We start from the raw sequence: 17,969 nt of genomic DNA, 5'->3' as shown, positions 1-17,969 counted from the left end.
CCCTTGCGCGTAGTTGCCCGCCGCGCGCCCCGCGCGATCGGGAGAGGCCGGCCGGTGTTCCGGCCCGGTATTCCGGCCCGATGTCCCGCCCGATGTCCCCGGATGTCGGGACGCGCCACATTTCGGCCGCGAAATGGTCACCAACCGCTTAACCCGGCCTGAACCCCGTTCGCTGCATCTCGGTCCCGGGTGATATCGGAACGGGGGACCGGCGATGCGACGGCAGCACGAGACGCAGTTTCACAAGGCGCAGGTTCACGAGGCGGGCGAGGACCGGACGGCGGTGATGGCGGGGCTGCCGCTGCGCAGGATCGCGCTGCAGCAGCTGCTGCCGGTGGCGGCGCTGGTGGTGCTGTTCGCCGCGCTCTCGGGCCGGGCCCGGGCGCTGGACCCGGCGGCGCTGTGGCAGGCCGTCGCCGCGGTCGCGGGCACCGACTGGATGGCGGCGGTGGCGGCGACGGCGGTCAGCTTCTGGGCGGTCGCGCGCTATGACCGGATGGCGCATGCGCTCCTCGACACGCCGGTCGCCCCGTGCCGGGCCGGCACCGCCGGCGCCGCCGCGATCGCGGTCGCGCAGACGCTGGGCTTCGGTCTCGTGACGGGGACGCTGGTGCGCTGGCGGATGCTGCCCGAGCTGGGGCTCGCGCGCGCCTTCGCCATCACCTCGCTCGCCAGCGCGCTGTTCCTGTCGGGCTGGGCCGTGGTCACCGCCGCGGTCTGGCTTGCCGTCGGGCCGGGCCTGGCCGGGGCGCCGGGGATCGCCGCGGCGGCCGTGCTCGCGCTTTTTGCCGCGCTGGGGATTGCCTCGGTCACCGGGCGGAGGGTCGCCGGCCGGCGCCTGCCGCCGGCGCTGCTTCTGGCGCGAATCGTCGCGGTGGCGGCGGTCGACCTCGGGGCGGCGGCGCTGGCGCTGTGGTGGTGCCTGCCCTCCGGCCTCGGGCCCGAGGTCGCGCCGGCGATCCTGACCGCCTTCGGCGCCGGCCTCGTCTCGGGCACGCCCGCGGGCCTTGGCACCTTCGAGGCGGTCTTCGTCTCGATGCTGCCCGACCAGCCGGCCGAGACGCTGATCGGCGCGGTCCTTGCCTGGCGCGCGGTCTATTTCGCCCTGCCCGCGCTGATCGGCGCCGCCGCCGCGCTGCTGATGCCGGGGGCCGCGCCGGCCGCAGGCCTGCGGCTGCACCCGCGTGGCGCCCTGCCCGGCGGCCTGCGCCACGCCCCGGCCGAGCTTGGCCTTGCCCGTCAGGGCGAGCACCGGGTGGTCGAGTGCCGGCTGGGCACCCGCGCCTGGCTGCTGGCCGAGACGCCCAGCTGCGACGTCGCGATGTTCGATGCCAGCGCCTGCGCCTTCGACGCCCTCGCCCGGCCGCTGGCCGCCCGCGCCCGCGATCGCGGCCGGGTGCCCGCCCTTTACCGTGTCGGGCCGCGCGTTGCGGTGCAGGCGCGCGCCGCCGGCTGGTCGGTGATGCTGCTGGGGGCCGAGGCGGTGATCCGGCCCGCCGACTTCACCCTGCAGGGCCCGGCCCAGTCCGGGCTGCGGCGCAAGATCGCCAAGGCCACAAAGGCCGGCCTCGCGATCAGCCGCGCCGCCCCCGGCCAGCCGCTGCCCGCCGCCGAGATGGCCGAGGTCGCCGCGCATTGGGCAGGCGCCCGCGGTGGCGAGCGCGGCTTTTCGACCGGCCGGTTCTGCCCGGCCTACCTTGCGGGGCACGAGGTGTTCCTTGCCCGCCTCGACGGCCGGCTGGTCGGCTTCGCCAGCTTCCACGCGACGGCGCGGGAATGGACGCTCGACCTGATGCGCTTCGGCGAGGGGCTGCCCGACGGCACGATGCAGGCGCTGGTCGCCGAGGCGATCGCGGCGGCCCGCGCCGCGGGCGCCGCGCGGCTGAGCCTTGCCGCGGTCTCGGCCGCCGCCGATCCGCAGGCGCCCGGGCCGCTCTGGGCCGCGGTCCGCCGCTTCAACCTCGGCGGCGACAGCGCGGGCCTCGTGCAGTTCAAGCGCGCCTTCTCGCCCGCCTGGGAGCAGCGCTACATCGCCGCGCCGCATGCCGCCGCGCTGACCCTCGCCGCGGTCGAGATCGCCGGCGCCGTCGCCCGGCCCGCACCGCTGCCGGCGCCGCTCCACGCACCGTCCCACCCACGGGCCGAGGCCGCCTGACGCCCCCCTGCCGCCCCCCGACGGCCGCCCCTGGCGCAAGGGGACGGCGGGGGGCGGCCGGACGCGACCGCCTGGGCTCAGCCCATCTCGGCCATGGCCTGCGGGCTTTCGGGCAGCACCTGCCCGCCGTCGACGATCAGCGCCTGCCCGGTGACATAGCCCGCCTCGGCGGAGGCGAAGTAAAGCGCCGCGTTGGCGATGTCCTCGACCCGGCCCAGCGCCTTTTGCGGGATCGCCGCGGCCATGCCGGCGATGTAGTCGGGCCCCATCTCGGCCATGCCCTCGGTCATGATGTTGCCCGGCATCACCGCGTTCACGGTGATCCCGCGCGGCGCAAGCTCGATCGCGGCGGTGCGCATGAACCCGAGCTGCCCCGCCTTGGACGCGCCGTAATGCGACCAGCCCGGGTATCCCGTCACCGGCCCGGTGATCGACGAGGTGATCACGATCCGCCCCGCCCCCGAGGCCGTCAGCGCCGGCAGGCAGGCCGAGACGGTCAGGAACAGGCTCTTGAGATTGGTGTCGATGACCTGGTCGAACTCGGCCCCGGTCATCGCGCCCAGCCGCGCCGCCGGGAAGATGCCGGCATTGGCGCACAGGATGTCGATCGCCCCGAACCGGTCGAGCGCGGCCTGTGCCAGCGCCGCCGCCCCCGCCTCGGTCGAGACGTCGGCGCCGATGCCGATCGACGGCGTGCCGGTCTCGGCCGCGATCGCCGCGGCGGCCGCCTGCGCCTCGGGCGCGCTGCGCGAGGCGACGACGGTGTTGATCCCGGCCGCGGCGAAGCGGCGCGCGATCCCGCGGCCGATGCCGCGGCTTGCACCCGTGATCACCGCGGTGCGGCCCGAAAGGCTTGCAAACATTGATCTCTCCTGTCCGGTGGCCCGATCATGCAGCAACATTCCGCGGCGGCGGTCAATTTTCATGTTGCCAGCCCCCCCGCCCGCCCGGCAGATAGCCGCCCGTGACGGGCCGGGGACGGCACGGGAACGACACCGGGACAACACCGGGACGACACCGGCAGGGGAGGGTCGGCGATGCGAAACCTCAGCAGACGACAGATGATGACCTGGGGCGGTGCCGCCGCCGCCGGTCTGGCCGCGCTGCCCGCGGGCCCGGCCCGCGCCGCGCGCGAGGGCGAGATGAACATCCTGTGCTGGGAGGGCTACAACTCGGCCCAGGTGCTCGACCCGTTCCGCGCCGCGACCGGCGCCCGGGTCCGCGCCGAAAGCCTGACCAACGACCCGACGATGATCAACCGGCTGCGCGCGGGCGAGACCGCGACCTGGGACCTGATCAACGTCAACAACCCCTGGGCGCGCAAGGTCATGGCCCCCGAGGGCCTGATCCGGCCGCTGCCCCGCGCCGAGTTCGAGCCGTTCTTCGACGCGATGCTGCCCGCGTTCAAGGCGCCCTACCGCTGGGCGATGAGCGAGGACGGCCGCGACCTGCTGGGGATGGCGCAGCGCTTCGGGCCGTTCAGCTTCGTCGTCGACACCGACAGGATCGCGCGCGCCACCGCCGAGGACCAGGGCTGGGACCTGTTCAACGACCCGGGTCTCGACGGGCGCTACGGCATCTTCGACAGCGACGACTGGAACGTCTTCAACCTGTTCCTGATCGCCGGGCTCGACCCGTTCCGCGCCCATGACGCGGCCGGGATGCAGCGCTTCCGCGACACGACCGAACGGGTGGTGCGCGGCGCGAAGATGATCGGCGACATGGCGATGATGAACCAGGCGCTGGTCTCGGGCGAGATCGACCTGCACATGACCGGCGGGGTCTATTCCGTCTCGCCGGCGCGGGCCGACGGGTTTTCGAACCTGCGCGCGATCACGCCGCTGCGCGGCCCGATGGACGGGCGCGGCGGCATCTCGTGGATCGAGATCACCTCGACCGTCAACAACCCCGCGCTGTCGCCCCGCGCGACCGAGTTCCTGAAGTTCGTGCAGTCGCCCGAGATGGCCCATGCCGTGGCCTTCGCCGAGGGCACGTTCAACCCGGTGGCGCAGATGGGCGACCCTGCGTGCTTCGCGCGCTTCACCACCGCCGAGCTGGAGGCGATCCAGTGGGACAGCCTCGAAGAGGACATGGCGCGTTCGGCCGAATACGACATCGTCCCCGACTATGACGAGGCGCTGGCGATCCTGACCGCCGCCAAGCGGCTGCGGGGATGACCGAAGGCGGCCCCGCCGCGCCGGCCCCGGTCCTGGAACTGCGCGGGCTCGTCAAGGGCTTCGACGGCATCCCGGTGATCCGCGGCATCGACCTCGCGATCCGCGAGGGCGAATTCCTGTCGGTCGTCGGCCCCTCGGGCTCGGGCAAGAGCACGCTGCTGCGGCTGCTGGCCGGGCTCGAGCGTCCCGACGCGGGCGAGATCCTGCTGCGCGAGCGGGTGATGACCTGCCTGACCCCGCAGGAGCGGCCGACCTGCCTCGTGTTCCAGTCGCTGGCGCTGTTCCCGCACAAGTCGGTCGGCGGCAATATCGAGTTCCCGCTGAAGGTGCGCGGCGTGCCGGGGCGCGCGCGCCGCGACCGGGCGCGGGCGCTGATGGCGCTGGTGCAGCTCGACCCCGCCTATTACCGGCGCAACATCCGCGCGCTGTCGGGCGGTGAGCGACAGCGCGTCGCGCTCGCGCGGGCGCTGGCCTACGACCCCGAGGTGCTGTTCTTCGACGAGCCGCTCTCGGCGCTCGACCAGCGGCTGCGGCGCAGCCTCGGGGCCGAGCTGGCGGCGCTGCAGCGCGCGACCGGCAAGACCTTCGTCTACATCACCCACGCGCTGGACGAGGCGATGGGGATGTCGCACCGGATCGCGGTGCTGAACGCGGGGCGCATCGCCCAGATCGGCACGCCCGACGAGCTGTATGCCCAGCCCGTCGACCGCTTCGTCGCCGAGACCTTCGGCGCGCTGAACGTGATCGCGCTCACGCGCGACGCGGGCGGCTGGCACGAGGACGGCTGGCGCCCGGTGCTGCCGCCCGACGCGCAGATTGCGGGCGAGGCGGCGGTGGCGATGATCCGCCCCGAGGCGCTGCGGCTTCTTGGCCCCGGCGAGACGGCGGCGAACCGGCTTGAGGCCGAGGTGATGTCGGACCGCGGGCTGGGCGCGCATCACCGGCTGGAGCTGCGGGCGCGCGGGCGGGTCTGGCTGCTGGACCTGCCGCGCGGCGTGCCCCGGCCGGCCCCGGGCGCGACGGTGGCGCTGGGCTGGGACCCGGCCGACACGATCCTGCGGGCGCGCTGAGATGGCCGCTCCTCCGCCTGCCCGGTCCCGGCGCCGCCGGCGCCTCTCGCCGGGCCTGCGCGCCGCGGCCCCGGTGCTGGCCCTGCTGGCCTTCGGCTTCGCGGCGCCGCTGGCGACGGTGGCGGCGATGTCGGTCTCGCCGCCGGGCAGCTTCGCCCCGGCACCCGGCCCCGACCTGCAAGCCTGGGCGCGGCTGGTCGATCCCGCAGGCGGCCTGCCCGGCAGCTTCGCGGTGACGCTGGGGCTGGCCGCGGCCACGGTGGCGGCGCTGCTGGCGATCTGCCTGCCGCTCGCCCATGCGCTGGTGCATCTCTTCGGGCGCTGGTCGGGGCTGGTCTCGACCCTGTTCGTCTTCCCGCTGTTCGTCTCGGAAAACGTGCGCCTCTACGGCTGGGCGCTGGTGCTGCTGAAGAACGGCCTTCTCGACGGCACGATGAAGGCGCTGGGCCTCGGGCCCGGGCCGGACTGGCTGTTCACCCCCGCGATCACGCTGGCGGGCATGATCTACGTGCACCTGCCGTTCATGCTGTTCCCGGTGGTGCTGGGCCTGTCGCTGGTCCCGCGCGAGACGGTCGAGGCGGCGCGCGATCTTGGCGCCTCGCGGGCGCGGATCTGGGCCGAGATCGTGCTGCCGCTCGCCAGTCCCGGCATCCTGATCGGGATGCTGCTGACCTTCACCCTCGCCGCCGGCGCGCTGGCCGAGGCGCGCATCCTCGGCGGCCAGTCGGTGATCCCCGTCGCGCAGGAGATCGAGACCGCCTTTTCCTATGCGCAGGACTGGCCGGGCGGCGCGGCTATGGCGCTGGCGCTGGTGCTGATAACCGGGGCGCTGGCGCTGGCGCTGCTGGCCGCGATCGACCTCGACCGGCTGCTGGGGCGGCGGCGATGAGGGGGCTGCTGCGCGGCTGGACGCTGGCGGTGCTGGCGCTGGTCTACCTGCCGATCCTGGCCGGCGCGCTCGCGGGGCTGTCGCGGTCGCGCTACTTCCTGTTCCCGCCGCGCGACTGGGCGCGGGACTGGTCGCTCGACTGGTGGGCGAAGGTGGCGGGCGCGCTCGAGATCCGGGCGCTGGTCGCGAATTCGCTGCTGATCGCGGCGGTGGTGACGGTGCTGGCGGTGGGCTTCGGGCTGTGCGGCGCGCTGGCCTTCGCGCGCCACGGCTGGCGCGGGCGGCGCTGGTTCCAGCGGCTGGTGCTGCTGCCGCTGTGCTTTCCGCAGCCGGTGCTGGGGCTGGCGGCACTGATGTGGTTCGACACGCTGGGGATCGGGACCGGCTGGCGCACCGCCGCGGTGGCGCATCTGGTGTGGATCGTGCCGGTGGTGACGCTGGTGATCGCGATCCGGGTCTACGGCTTCGACCCGGCGCTGGAAGAGGCGGCGGCCGATCTCGGCGCGTCGCGGCTGGCGATCTGGCGCGAGGTGACGCTGCCGATGCTGTGGCCCGGGATCTGGTCGGGGGCGCTGTTCGCCTTCCTGCTCAGCTGGGGCAACTTCCCGCTGTCGCTCTATACCGCCGGGGCCGACGGGACGGTGCCGAAATGGCTGTATGCCAAGATGGTCGCGGGCTATTCGCCGATGGTGCCGGCGCTGGGCACCATGAGCACGATCGCCGCGGCGCTGGTGCTGGGCGCGGGGGCGGCGGTCGCGCGGCTGGCGCGCGGGCGCGGCTAGCCCCGCGCCTCGGCCACCAGCCGATCGAGCATCGCGCCGTCCATCGCCCCGGGGTAAAGCACGCGGCCGATGACGAAGGCGGGGGTGCCGGTGAAGCCCAGATCCTCGGCCTGTTCCATGTTGCGCCGGATCAGCCGCGACCAGCGCGCATCGCCCTGTCCCGCGCGCAGGCCCGCCACGTCCAGCCCCGCGCGGGCAAGAAGCCGGTCGACCCGCGCCGGCGACAGGGCGCCCCGCCCCGCCATCAGCGCGTCGACCGCCCGCGCGTAGTCCGTCCCGCCCCCCGTCCCGCCCCCCGTCGTGGCCCCCGTTCTGGTCCCCGGTCCCACCGAGGCCGCAAGCGCCATCCGCGCGGCATGGACCGAGCCGGGCCCGAAGATCGGCACGTCCTTCATCACCAGCCGCAGCCCCGGATCGCGCGCAAGCGCGGCGCGCAGCACCGGGTGCATCCGCCGGCAGAAGCCGCACTGGTAGTCGAAGAACTCGACGATGGTGACATCGCCCTCGGGGTTGCCAAGCACCGGCGCGTCGGGATCGCGCAGCACCGCCGCGGGCGTCGGCTCGGCCGCGGCGGGCCGCGCCGCCGCCAGCGCCAGCCCGGCACCGATCCCAAGCCCCAGCACCTGCCGTCGATCCATGCCCCGCCCTTTCCGGTCCCCGGCTGCCGTCCTGCCCCGGTCATAGCCGATCCGGCCCGCCGCGCGCCACCGCCCGACAGTATCGGCCGCGGCGGATTGCCGCTAGGATCGCGGCATGCAGCGCCCCGATCCCGCCCGCCCCCGCTTCCGCCGCCTGCCGCACTGGCTGTCAGGGGCGGCGCTGGCGCTCGCGGTGGCGGCGGTGGCGATCCTCGGCGGCTCGTCGCTGTTCGTGCGCCACTACACCGACCGGCTGGCCCAGAGCGGCGAGGGCACGCTGCGGCTGGCCGTGGCCGCGATCGGCGGCGAGCTTGGCCGGTTCGAACGGCTGCCACCGCTGATCGCCGACCGCAGCCTGATCCGGCAGGCGCTTGCCGATCCCACCCCCGCCCGGCTGGCCGAGACCAACGCCTATCTCGCCGCCGTCAACGGGCCGCTCGGCACCACCGACATCTACCTGATGCGCCCCGACGGGCTGACGATCGCGGCCTCGAACCACGCGAGCCCGAACCCCTTCACCGGCCAGAACTTCGCCTTCCGCCCCTATTTCACCGAAGCGATGCAGGGCCGCACCGGCCGGTTCTTCGGCCTTGGCACCACCTCGCTCAGGCGCGGGTACTACTTCGCCTCGCCGGTGCACGACGGCGGCCGCATCACCGGCGCCGTCGCGATCAAGGTCGATGTCGAGGGGCTGGAGCGCGCGTGGGACGGTGCCGACTACGAGGTGACGGTCACCGACCCCGAGGGCATCGTGTTCCTGTCCTCGCGCGGGGACTGGCTGTTCGGCGCCTTCGGCCCGCTGACGGCCGAGACGCTGCGCGCCGGGCGCGAGACGCGGCGCTATGCCAACGCGGTCTTGCACGCGCTGCCGGTGACGCAGGGGCAAGACCGCGACGGGCACGCGCTGATGACGACGACCGACGGGCGCGCCACCCACCGCTACCTCGTGCTCTCGGCGCCGATGGCCGAGCTGGGCTGGACGGTGCGGGTGCTGCTGGACCTTGCCCCGGTCCGCGCGCAGGCCGCGAGCGCGACGCTGATCCTGATGCTGATCTCCTGCCTGTTCGCGCTGTTCGTCGCGGTGATGCTCGAACGCCGCCGCCGGCTTGGCGACCGGATCCGCCTGCAGGCCGAGGCGCAGGCCGCGCTCGAGGGCAAGGTGGCCGAGCGCACCTCGGAGCTGGCCGCGGTCAACGCCGCACTCGGCGCCGAGGTGGCCGAACGCCGCGCCGCCGAGGAGAAGCTGCGCCTTGCCCAGCGCCGCCTCGTGCAGTCGGGCAAGCTCGCGGCGCTCGGGCAGATGTCGGCCACGCTCAGCCACGAACTCAGCCAGCCGATCGGCGCGGTGCGCAACTTCGCCGAGAATGCCGGCACCTACATCGACCGCGGCCGCATCCCCGAGGCGCGCGAGAACGTCGGCCGCATCGTCGCGCTGGCCGACCGGATGACCGAGATCGGCCGCTCGCTGCGCAGCTTCGCCCGCCAGCCCGGCGAGAAGCTGGTGGCGACCGATGCCGCCGAGGCGGTGCGCGAGGCGCTGGCGGTGCTGCGCTGGCGGCTCGACCGCGCCGGCATCGCGGTGAGCGAGGCCACGGGCACCGGCCCGGCGCCGGTGATGGCGGGGCCGGTGCGGCTGCAGCAGGTGCTGGTCAACCTGCTGTCGAACGCGGCCGACAGCCTCGAGGCGGCGGCGACGCCCGCCCCCGCGCTGGCGATCACGCTGGAACGCGGCGCGGGCCGCGTGCTGATCCGCGTCGCCGACAACGGCCCCGGGGTCGAGCCGGCGATGGAGGAGCGGATCTTCGACCCGTTCTTCACCACCAAGGGCAAGGGCCTTGGGCTCGGCCTCTCGATCTCCTACAACATCGTCAGGGACTTCGGGGGCGAGCTGCGCCTGCTCACCCGCCGCGCCGGCGCCTGCTTCGAGATCGAGCTGGCCGCGGCGCCGGCGGACGGGGCGGTCCCCGCCGGGGAAGACGGCACGCGGGAGGGCGCGCCGGAAAGGGAGGACGCGAATGGAGGCGCGCAGGATCCTGCTCGTCGATGACGAGGCCGACATGCGGCTGTCGACGGCGCAGGCCCTCGACCTCGCCGGTTTCGAGGTCGAGGATTTCGGCGGCGCCGAGCCGGTGCTCGACCTTGTCAGCTTCGGCTTCGCGGGCGTGGTGGTGACCGACATCCGCATGCCCGGGATCGACGGGCTGACGCTGATGAACCGCATCCACGAGATCGACCCCGACCTGCCGGTGATCCTGGTCACCGGCCACGGCGACGTCTCGCTGGCCGTGCGGGCGATGCGCGAAGGCGCCTATGACTTCGTCGAAAAGCCCTTTCCCGCGCCGCAGCTGGTCGAGATCGTGACCCGCGCCACCGGCTTCCGGCGCATCGTGCTGGAAAACCGGGTGCTGCGCGCCGCCGCCGGGCAGAACGACGACCTCGAGCAGCGGCTGGTGGGGCGGTCGAACGCGATGATCGACCTGCGCCGCCGGCTGCGCACCATCGGCCCCACCGAGGCCGACGTGCTGATCCAGGGCGAGACCGGCGCCGGCAAGGAGGTGGTGGCCCGCGCGCTGCACGACCTCTCCACCCGGTCGCGAAAGCCCTTCGTGGCGATCGACTGCGCCGCCATCCCCGAGACGCTGATCGAGAGCGAGCTGTTCGGCCACGAGGCCGGCGCCTTCCCCGGCGCGCTGCGCCCGCGCTACGGCAAGTTCGAACATGCCCAGGGCGGCACCGTGCTTCTGGACGAGATCGGATCGATGCCGATCGAGCTGCAGGGAAAGCTGCTGCGCGTGGTGCAGGACCGCGCGATCACCCGGCTCGGCTCGAACGAGGCGGTGCCGCTCGACCTGCGCTTCATCGCCACCTCGCGCCGCCCGCTCGAGGCCGAGGTGGCGGCGGGGCGCTTCCGCGAGGACCTGCTCTACCGCCTCAACGTCGTCACCCTGACGGTGCCGCCGCTGGCGCAGCGGCGCGAGGACGTGCCGATCCTGTTTCTCAAGCTGGTGGCCGAGGCCGCGAGCCGCCACCGGCGCGAGCCGGGCACGGTCGGGCCGCAGCTGCTGGCCGCGCTGGCCGACCGCGACTGGCCCGGCAACGTGCGCGAGCTGCGCAACGCCGCCGACCGCTTCGCGCTCGGGATCGTGCCGCAACCCTCCGAGGCGACGGCGCCGCTCTCGCCGCGCCTCGCCGACCGGGTCGCCGCCTTCGAGCGCGACCTGCTGATCACCGCGCTGCAGGCGCATGGCGGGCGGATGCGGCCGGTCTACGAATCGCTCGGGCTCAGCCGCAAGACGCTCTACGAAAAGCTGCAGCGCCACGGCATCGACAAGGCCCGCTACGGCGCGGGCGCGCTCGACACCGACGGCGAGGACGACCGGGCCGAGGCCTGAGCGCGCCGCCGCCACCGCCGGCCAGGGCCGGCTTGGGCCGGCTTGGGCCGGCTTGGGTGGAAATCCACCCAAGACGCGGGCGCGATGTGAACCTTTCCACCCAAGCCGCAGCGCGGCATCGCGGATTTCGCCGCCAGGGCGGCCCGCGGTCCTTGCGCCCGCCCGGTCCGCGCGGCTTCCAATGGGCCATGACCGCTGCCGGGAGGGTGGCGGAGACGCACCGTCTGGGAGGACCTCATGCGCACCATCATCACCGCCACGCTGGCGGCCGTGACCCTGTCTGCCCTGCCCGTCGCGACCGCGGCCTGGGCCCAGGACAAGTCGGACTGGCCCTCGAGCCTGACGATCGGCACGGCGAGCCAGGGCGGCACCTACTTCATCTACGGCACCGGCCTCGCCGGCATGATCACCCAGCAGCTCGGCCTCAACGCCTCGGCCGAGGTCACCGGCGGCCCGATCCAGAACGCGACCCTGGTCGAGACCGGCGATCACCAGATCGGCCTGCTGACCATGGGCCCCGCCTACGAGGCCTGGACCGGCAAGTCCGAACTTGCCCCGGGGGTCGAGCACAAGTCGCTGCGCGCGCTGTTCCCGATGTACCAGACCCCGTTCGAGGCGGTGGCGCTGAAGTCCTCGGGCATCGACGACGTGGCGAAGATGGACGGCAAGCGGGTCTCGGTCGGCCCGGCGGGCGGCACGGCGGCCACCTACTGGCCGCGCTTCTTCGAGGCGATCGGCGTCTCGCCCACCGTCAGCTATGCCGGCGCCTCGGATTCGACCGGCCAGGTCAAGGACGGTCTGATCGACGCCTTCTCCTTCGCGGCCGGCGTGCCGATCTCGGCCTTCAGCCAGATCGCGGCCGAGAACGACGTGAACATCTTCGGCTTCACCGAGGAGCAGCGCGCCAAGATCCTCGAGGCGATGCCCGAGGTCGCGGCCTATGACATCCCCGACACGATGTATCCCGGCGCGCCGGCGCATGGCACCGTGGCGATGTGGAACTTCGCCGTCGCCTCGGCCGACATGCCCGACAGCCTCGCCTACGAGATCACCAAGATGGTGATGGAGAACAACGAGGCCATGGTGCAGATCCACGCCGCCGCCAAGGAGACGCTGCCCGAGAATGCCGACAAGGACACCTTCCTGCCGTTCCACCCCGGCGCGGTGAAGTACTTCGAGGAAAAGGGCATCGCCATCCCCGACGAGCTGAAGGGCTGACCCGCCCCCGGGGGCGCCGCCACCGCAGCGCGCGCCCCCCTTTCGACTTGGTCCAAATATCCCGGGGGAGGCCCGAAGGGCCGGGGGCGGAGCCCCCCCTTTTTCGCCCCCGCCGCGTCCCCTTGCCGCCGCGTCCGCGTCCCGCTTCGCCCGCTGTCCGCTTCGCCCGCCAGTCCACCTTGCCCGCTGGCCCGCTTGGCCCGTCGTCCGCGTCGCCCCGTCGTCCGGCGCCTCGCCCCGACCGCAACCCGATGCCCGGTCCCGCTCCACCCCGCCCCGACGCGCGGGGCCGCGGGCGTCCCGGGCCGCCCGTGATGGAGCCCTTCCATGTCCCAGACCCCGACCGGCGCCGATCCCGGCACGATGTCCAGCCGCCCCCCGCCCGGCCCGTCTTCTGGCCCGTCTTCCGGCCCGTCTTCCGGCGCGGCGCCCGGCCCCGACGAGGTCGTCATCGCCCGCGGGGTGGATGACGAGCCGCTCGGGCCGACCCAGCGCGACCCGCAGGGCCGCATCGGGGTGACCTTCGCGCTGCTCTGCGCCGCCTACACGCTGTTCCACATCCTGGTGATGAACGTCTTCCCGCTCGAGACCTGGGCCTACCGGATGATCCACCTCTCGGGGGGGCTGGTGATCGGCTTCCTCGGCTATTCCGCGCTGACCCAGACCGGCGAGACCGCGCCGCGCCGCACCCGCGGGGCGGCGGAATGGGCGCTGCTGGGCCTTGGCGGGCTCGGCATCCTCTACGGCTTCGCGATGGTCGCGCTGGCCTGGATCCTGTGGTGGACCGCGGGCACCGCGATCCCGCCGGCCTTCGCCTTCCGCAGCTACGGCATCCCGCTCGCCGCCGGCGCGACGCTGACGGTGCTGGCGGGGTGGCTGTTCTCGTCGAAGGACCGCGGCCGGGTCTATGCCGGCGACTGGCTGCTGGGCCTCGCCGCGATCGCGATGATGGGCTACATCCTGTTCGTCGTGGGCGCGCTGCGCCTGCGCGCGGGCACCGGGCTTGCCCAGCCCGCCGACCTCTGGGCCGCGGTCACCGGCACGATCCTGATCCTGGAACTCACCCGCCGCCTGACCGGCCTTGCGCTGGTGGCGATCGTGGGGGTGTTCATCGCCTACAGCTTCGTCGGGCCCTGGCTGCCCGGGTTCCTCAACCACCGCGGCTACAATGCCACGCGGTTCTTCACCTACATCTTTACCGACCAGGGCGTGCTCGGCGACCCGATCGCGGTCTCGTCGACCTACATCATCCTGTTCATCGTCTTCGCGGCCTTCCTGCAGGCCTCGAAGGTCGGCGACTACTTCGTCAACTTCGCCTTCGCCTGCGCCGGACAGGCCCGCGGCGGCCCGGCCAAGGTCGCGGTCTTCGCGAGCGGTTTGATGGGCATGATCAACGGCACCTCGGCGGGCAACGTCGTCTCGACCGGCTCGCTGACGATCCCCTTGATGAAGAAGGTGGGCTACCCGGCGAAATCCGCCGCCGCGATCGAGGCCACGGCCTCGTCCGGGGGCCAGATCCTGCCGCCGATCATGGGCGCGGGCGCCTTCATCATGGCCGAGGTCACGGGCATCCCCTACACCGACATCGTGGTGGCGGCGATCATCCCCGCGGTGCTCTACTTCATCTCGGTCTACTTCATGGTCGACCTGCAGGCGCTGAAGCTGGACATGAAGGGGCTGCCGCGGTCGGAACTGCCGAAATTCGCGGTGCTGGTGCGCCAGGTCTACCTGTTCCTGCCGATCATCATCCTCGTCTACACGCTCTTTGCCGGCTACTCGGTGATCCGCGCCGGCACGCTGGGCATGGTCTCGGCCGCGGTGGTCAGCTGGCTCACGCCGTACCGCATGGGCCCGCGGCAGATCTTCCACGCGCTCGACCTCGGCGCGCGGATGTCGATCCAGATGGTCGCGGTCTGCGCCGCCGCCGGCATCATCGTCGGCGTCATCGCCCTGACCGGCGTCGGCGCGCGCTTCTCGGCGCTGCTGCTCAACATCGCCGACAGCTCGCAGCTGCTGGCGCTGTTCTTCGCGATGTGCATCTCGATCATCCTCGGGATGGGAATGCCCACCACCGCCGCCTATGCCGTCGCCGCCGCCGTGGTGGCGCCCGGCCTCGTGCAGCTGGGGATCCCGGTGCTGGTCGCCCACTTCTTCGTGTTCTACTACGCGGTGATGTCGGCCGTGACGCCGCCGGTGGCGCTTGCCGCCTATGCCGGCGCGGGCCTTGCCGGGTCGGACCCGATGAAGACCTCGGTCGAGGCGTTCCGGCTGGGCCTTGCCGCCTTCATCGTGCCGTTCATGTTCTTCTACTCGCACGAGCTGCTGATGCAGGGCGAGTGGCTCGACATCCTGCACGTGGTGATCTCGGCGATGCTGGGCATGTTCCTGCTGTCAGCGGCGGTGATCGGCTACTACTTCGGCCATCTCGCGATGATCTGGCGGGTGGCGCTGCTGGCCGCGGCGCTCGCGATGGTCGATGGCGGCTGGCTGACCGACGCGGTGGGCCTCGTGGTCGCGGTCGGCGTCTACCTGCTGCAGCGCCAGGGACTTGGCGCGAAGGACCTCGCCCACGGCCGCGCCGACTGACACCCTGACCCGGGCAGGGTCCCTCCGGGGACCCTGCCCGCGCCTCGGCGCGGGCCGCCCTTGGGGCCGAGCGGAAGACGGGCCCCGTCCGGCGGACGGGGCCCGTCCGCGTGGCGTCCGATCACGGTCGCGTAGGCCGGACCGAGGCGCCTTGACAGCGCGGCGCCCTGCCCGCAACCCTTCGCCCAAGCAAGAAAATCGTGCAGGACGATCGGGGGGACCACAGATGACGAGCGAATCCGGGATCGGTGCGCGCGCGTTCTTCCGCGAGTTCCTCGCCAATCCCCGTTACGTCGCCTCGGCCGTGCCCTCGAGCCGCGCGCTCGCCGCGCTGATGGTACGCGAGCTGCCCGCCCGCGGGCCGATCGTCGAGCTTGGCCCCGGCAGCGGCGTCTTCACCCATGCGATGCTCGAACGCGGCGTCGACGAGGCCGACCTGCACCTGGTCGAGCGCCACCCCGATTTCGCCCGCCGCCTGACCATCAGCTTCCCGCGCGCGACCGTGCATCACGGCGATGCCGGGCGGCTGCCGGCGCTGTTCGGCCACATGAGGATCGAGGCGATGGTGAGCGGGCTGCCGCTGCTGTCGCTGCCCCGCGCCACGACCTATCGCATCCTCGAGGGCGCGTTCCGGCTGCTGGTGCCGGGCGGGTCGATCATCCAGTTCACCTACGGCCCGAAGGCGCCGGTGCCGCCGAAGATGCTGAAGCGGCTGAACCTGAAGGCGGATTTCGTCGGCGCGACGCTGCTGAACCTGCCGCCCGCCCGCGTCTACCGCATCCGCCGCGCGGACGAGGGCTGACGCACCGGCGGCCCGACCGGCGGCCCGGGCCGGTCGGACACCCGAGGGCCTGCACCCCCACCCGCAAACGCCGTCACGACCAACGGGCGCGCGATCCGGGCGCGCTCGGCCGGCCCCGCGGGGTCCGGCCAGTCACCCGACATCCCTCGGGAGGACGCGCGCGCCCCCCCTTTGGCCGCGCCTCAGCGCGCGGCCCAGAGCGCGCGGACCTCGTCGGCCAGCGTCATCGGGTCGAAGGGCTTGGTGATGACGCCAAGCGCGCCCAGCGCGATCAGCGATTCCACGTCGGTCTCCTGCGCCTTGGCGGTCATGAAGATCGCGGGCACGGTGGCGAAGCCCGGCAGCGCGCGCAGGCCAAGCAGCGTCTGCTCGCCCGACAGCCCCGGCATCATCACGTCCAGCAGCAACAGGTCCGGCGCCTCGGCCGCGGCCCGTTCGATCGCCACCGCACCCGAGGAGAACTGGACGATCTCGAGCCCGCCGATCATCTCGAGCGCGATGGCGGCGATCTCCTGGATGTCGGGGTCGTCCTCGACATGCATGATCTTGCGAAGTTCAGTCAAGAAAGCATCCCTCATCAGTGGCCCGATGCCTGGCCGGTGCGGCGACATGGCGGCCTTTGGCACGCCCTGTCAACCCTAAGGCTAGCTCCGATGCGCCCCTAGGGTCAGGCCACGTTGCGCTGCGCGTGTTTCTGCAACTCGAAATAGAACTCCGTCCCCTCGCCCGGCACGCTGTCGAAGCGGATCTCCGAACCGTGCTGTTCGATGATCGCCTTGACGATGGCCAGGCCAAGGCCGGTGCCGCCATGGCGCCGGCGGTCGCCGCTCTCGGCCTGGGTGAACCGCTCGAGGATCTTCGGCTGCGCCTCGAGCGGGATGCCGTCGCCGCGGTCGCGCACGAAGATGCGCAGCGCGTTGCCGCGATCCTCGATGCCGACCTCGACCTCGTCGCCGGAATGGCTGAACTTGGCCGCGTTCGACATCAGGTTCGCCAGCACCTGCATCAGCCGCTCGGGGCTGGCCTCGACGATGGCGGGCGCGTCGACGTTCACCCCGCGGAAGCGCACGCCGAACTGGGTGCCATAGCTCGCGTTGACCTCGACCGCCTCGCGGATCAGCGCCGACAGGTCGGTCTCGACCAGGCGCATGTCCAGCTTGCCCGCGTCGATCTTCTCCAGGTCGAGGATGTCGTTGATCAGCAGGATCAGCCGGTCGGTGTTGCGCTGCGCGATCCCCAGGATGCCGCGCGCCCGCTCGGTCATGTCGGCCGAGGCGGTCATCTGCAGCAGGCTCAGCCCGCCCTTGATCGAGGTCAGCGGCGTGCGCAGCTCGTGGCTGACCATGGCGGTGAACTCGGCCTTGGCGCGCATCGCGGCCTGCCGCTCGGTCACGTCGCGCAGGATGGTGACGAAGCGCGCGGCATTGCCCGGCGGCTTGACCAGCTGCAGCGTCACCTCGACGGTGCGGTCGGCATCGTCGATCTCGAAGGTGGTGGTGCGGATCATGCCGGTCAGCATCCGGCGCATCTCGCGCTGCAGCTGGGCGATGTCGACGATGGCGCCGGTCTCGGCGACCGAGCGGCCGGCATAGGCGTCGTCGCGCCAGCCCAGCCGCGCCAGCGCCCGGCGGTTCATGTAGCTGAAGGTCATGTCGACGGGGTCGAACATCCAGACCTCGTCCTGCCACAGGTCCAGCGTGGCGCGCAGCTGGCTCTCGCTGTCGGCGGCCTTCTGGTTGGTGATGTCGGTGCGGATCGCGAAGGTCTCGACCAGCTTGCCGCGCTCGTCCATCACCGGCACGACGGTGGAATGGGTGTAGTACTGGCTGCCGTCGCGGCGGTTCCAGCAGGTCTCGCCCGACCAGATCTGGCCCGCGCGCATCTTCGCCTCGACCTCGGCGGTGCGCTCGGGGGTCACGCCCACCGGCTCCAGCTGCGCGATGCGCGCGCCGATGACCTCGTCGCGGCGGAAGCCCGAGGTGCCGAGGAACTTGGCGTTGATCGACTTGATCCGCCCGTTCGCGTCCGAGACGTTGACCATGCAGTGCTCGTCCACCGCGGCCCGGAACCGCTCGGCCTGGCGCTGCATCTCGGCCGTCAGCCGCTTGGTGCGCAGCAGAACCAGCAGCAGCGACACCGACAGCAGGAAGCAGCCGAAGATCGTCAGCGCTTCCGTCTGCTGCGCCAGCCGACCGGCAAAGTTCACAAAGCCTTCCATCGTCACCTCACTGCGGCGGCGTCCTCAGACCCGTCCTGATCG

14 protein-coding genes are annotated in these 17,969 nt (G+C 72.8%); 10 read left to right on the top strand and 4 right to left on the bottom strand.

What is annotated here, in order from left to right; genetic code table 11:
• Nucleotides 1-214: 214 nt before the first annotated feature.
• Nucleotides 215-2,155, top strand: a complete 1,941-nt coding sequence (locus tag V8J39_RS01610) for a phosphatidylglycerol lysyltransferase domain-containing protein (protein WP_336459123.1) — start codon at nt 215-217, stop codon at nt 2,153-2,155.
• Nucleotides 2,156-2,232: 77 nt separating this feature from the next.
• On the opposite strand, the gene fabG is transcribed toward V8J39_RS01610, so the two are convergent.
• On the bottom strand, nt 2,233-3,018 hold the full coding sequence (gene fabG, locus V8J39_RS01605; RefSeq protein ID WP_336459122.1) for a 3-oxoacyl-ACP reductase FabG: 786 nt from the start codon (nt 3,016-3,018) through the stop codon (nt 2,233-2,235).
• A 198-nt stretch (nt 3,019-3,216) separates the two neighbouring features.
• Between fabG and V8J39_RS01600 the strand changes: the two genes are divergently transcribed.
• The 4 genes from V8J39_RS01600 to V8J39_RS01585 are packed head-to-tail and all read left to right on the top strand — an operon-like array spanning nt 3,217 to nt 7,073.
• Nucleotides 3,217-4,332 (top strand): ABC transporter substrate-binding protein, encoded by a 1,116-nt coding sequence (locus V8J39_RS01600; RefSeq protein WP_336459121.1) that lies wholly within the window; start codon nt 3,217-3,219, stop codon nt 4,330-4,332.
• Complete coding sequence (locus V8J39_RS01595) at nt 4,329-5,402, top strand: ABC transporter ATP-binding protein (RefSeq protein WP_336459120.1); 1,074 nt, start codon at nt 4,329-4,331, stop codon at nt 5,400-5,402. Before V8J39_RS01600 ends, V8J39_RS01595 begins: the two co-directional genes overlap by 4 nt.
• A gap of 1 nt (nt 5,403) precedes the next feature.
• Nucleotides 5,404-6,291, top strand: coding sequence for an ABC transporter permease (locus V8J39_RS01590; RefSeq protein WP_336459119.1), 888 nt, complete (start codon nt 5,404-5,406; stop codon nt 6,289-6,291).
• Nucleotides 6,288-7,073: an ABC transporter permease gene (locus tag V8J39_RS01585; protein ID WP_336459118.1), complete on the top strand. Its 786-nt coding sequence runs from the start codon at nt 6,288-6,290 to the stop codon at nt 7,071-7,073. Before V8J39_RS01590 ends, V8J39_RS01585 begins: the two co-directional genes overlap by 4 nt.
• Here V8J39_RS01585 and V8J39_RS01580 read toward each other — a convergent pair.
• Complete coding sequence (locus tag V8J39_RS01580; RefSeq protein ID WP_336459117.1) at nt 7,070-7,711, bottom strand: DsbA family protein; 642 nt, start codon at nt 7,709-7,711, stop codon at nt 7,070-7,072. The two genes, V8J39_RS01585 and V8J39_RS01580, sit on opposite strands and share 4 nt — an antisense overlap.
• Before the next feature lie 115 nt (nt 7,712-7,826).
• On the opposite strand from V8J39_RS01580, the gene V8J39_RS01575 reads away from it, so the two are divergent.
• The 5 genes from V8J39_RS01575 to V8J39_RS01555 all read left to right on the top strand — a co-directional run bounded on the left by V8J39_RS01575 (nt 7,827) and on the right by V8J39_RS01555 (nt 15,709).
• Complete coding sequence (locus V8J39_RS01575; RefSeq protein WP_336459116.1) at nt 7,827-9,758, top strand: sensor histidine kinase; 1,932 nt, start codon at nt 7,827-7,829, stop codon at nt 9,756-9,758.
• Entirely contained in the window at nt 9,727-11,103 is a 1,377-nt protein-coding gene (locus tag V8J39_RS01570) for a sigma-54-dependent transcriptional regulator (RefSeq protein WP_336459115.1), read from the top strand. The genes V8J39_RS01575 and V8J39_RS01570 overlap by 32 nt, the downstream gene beginning before the upstream one ends.
• A 237-nt stretch (nt 11,104-11,340) precedes the next feature.
• Nucleotides 11,341-12,321: a TAXI family TRAP transporter solute-binding subunit gene (locus V8J39_RS01565; protein ID WP_336459114.1), complete on the top strand. Its 981-nt coding sequence runs from the start codon at nt 11,341-11,343 to the stop codon at nt 12,319-12,321.
• A gap of 327 nt (nt 12,322-12,648) precedes the next feature.
• Nucleotides 12,649-14,907: a TRAP transporter permease gene (locus tag V8J39_RS01560; RefSeq protein WP_336459113.1), complete on the top strand. Its 2,259-nt coding sequence runs from the start codon at nt 12,649-12,651 to the stop codon at nt 14,905-14,907.
• Nucleotides 14,908-15,133: 226 nt separating this feature from the next.
• On the top strand, nt 15,134-15,709 hold the full coding sequence (locus tag V8J39_RS01555; RefSeq protein WP_336459112.1) for a class I SAM-dependent methyltransferase: 576 nt from the start codon (nt 15,134-15,136) through the stop codon (nt 15,707-15,709).
• Between the two features lie 182 nt (nt 15,710-15,891).
• On the opposite strand, the gene V8J39_RS01550 is transcribed toward V8J39_RS01555, so the two are convergent.
• Nucleotides 15,892-16,272 (bottom strand): response regulator, encoded by a 381-nt coding sequence (locus V8J39_RS01550; protein WP_336459111.1) that lies wholly within the window; start codon nt 16,270-16,272, stop codon nt 15,892-15,894.
• Between the two features lie 104 nt (nt 16,273-16,376).
• Complete coding sequence (locus V8J39_RS01545) at nt 16,377-17,927, bottom strand: PAS domain-containing sensor histidine kinase (RefSeq protein WP_336459110.1); 1,551 nt, start codon at nt 17,925-17,927, stop codon at nt 16,377-16,379.
• Nucleotides 17,928-17,969: the final 42 nt, after the last annotated feature.

Origin of the sequence: Frigidibacter sp. MR17.24, assembly GCF_037095655.1 — a bacterium.
GTDB lineage: Bacteria > Pseudomonadota > Alphaproteobacteria > Rhodobacterales > Rhodobacteraceae > Frigidibacter.
Note: the sequence above shows the minus strand (reverse complement) of the source record. Positions and strands in the feature narration are given on the sequence as shown.

What these genes read in the sequence shown, in the direction of transcription:
- V8J39_RS01610 (WP_336459123.1), top strand. Translation starts at nt 215, where the DNA reads ATGCGACGGCAGCACGAGACGCAGTTTCACAAGGCGCAGGTTCACGAG.
- fabG (WP_336459122.1), bottom strand. Translation starts at nt 3,018, where the DNA reads ATGTTTGCAAGCCTTTCGGGCCGCACCGCGGTGATCACGGGTGCAAGC.
- V8J39_RS01600 (WP_336459121.1), top strand. Translation starts at nt 3,217, where the DNA reads ATGATGACCTGGGGCGGTGCCGCCGCCGCCGGTCTGGCCGCGCTGCCC.
- V8J39_RS01595 (WP_336459120.1), top strand. Translation starts at nt 4,329, where the DNA reads ATGACCGAAGGCGGCCCCGCCGCGCCGGCCCCGGTCCTGGAACTGCGC.
- V8J39_RS01590 (WP_336459119.1), top strand. Translation starts at nt 5,404, where the DNA reads ATGGCCGCTCCTCCGCCTGCCCGGTCCCGGCGCCGCCGGCGCCTCTCG.
- V8J39_RS01585 (WP_336459118.1), top strand. Translation starts at nt 6,288, where the DNA reads ATGAGGGGGCTGCTGCGCGGCTGGACGCTGGCGGTGCTGGCGCTGGTC.
- V8J39_RS01580 (WP_336459117.1), bottom strand. Translation starts at nt 7,711, where the DNA reads ATGGATCGACGGCAGGTGCTGGGGCTTGGGATCGGTGCCGGGCTGGCG.
- V8J39_RS01575 (WP_336459116.1), top strand. Translation starts at nt 7,827, where the DNA reads ATGCAGCGCCCCGATCCCGCCCGCCCCCGCTTCCGCCGCCTGCCGCAC.
- V8J39_RS01570 (WP_336459115.1), top strand. Translation starts at nt 9,727, where the DNA reads ATGGAGGCGCGCAGGATCCTGCTCGTCGATGACGAGGCCGACATGCGG.
- V8J39_RS01565 (WP_336459114.1), top strand. Translation starts at nt 11,341, where the DNA reads ATGCGCACCATCATCACCGCCACGCTGGCGGCCGTGACCCTGTCTGCC.
- V8J39_RS01560 (WP_336459113.1), top strand. Translation starts at nt 12,649, where the DNA reads ATGTCCCAGACCCCGACCGGCGCCGATCCCGGCACGATGTCCAGCCGC.
- V8J39_RS01555 (WP_336459112.1), top strand. Translation starts at nt 15,134, where the DNA reads ATGACGAGCGAATCCGGGATCGGTGCGCGCGCGTTCTTCCGCGAGTTC.
- V8J39_RS01545 (WP_336459110.1), bottom strand. Translation starts at nt 17,927, where the DNA reads ATGGAAGGCTTTGTGAACTTTGCCGGTCGGCTGGCGCAGCAGACGGAA.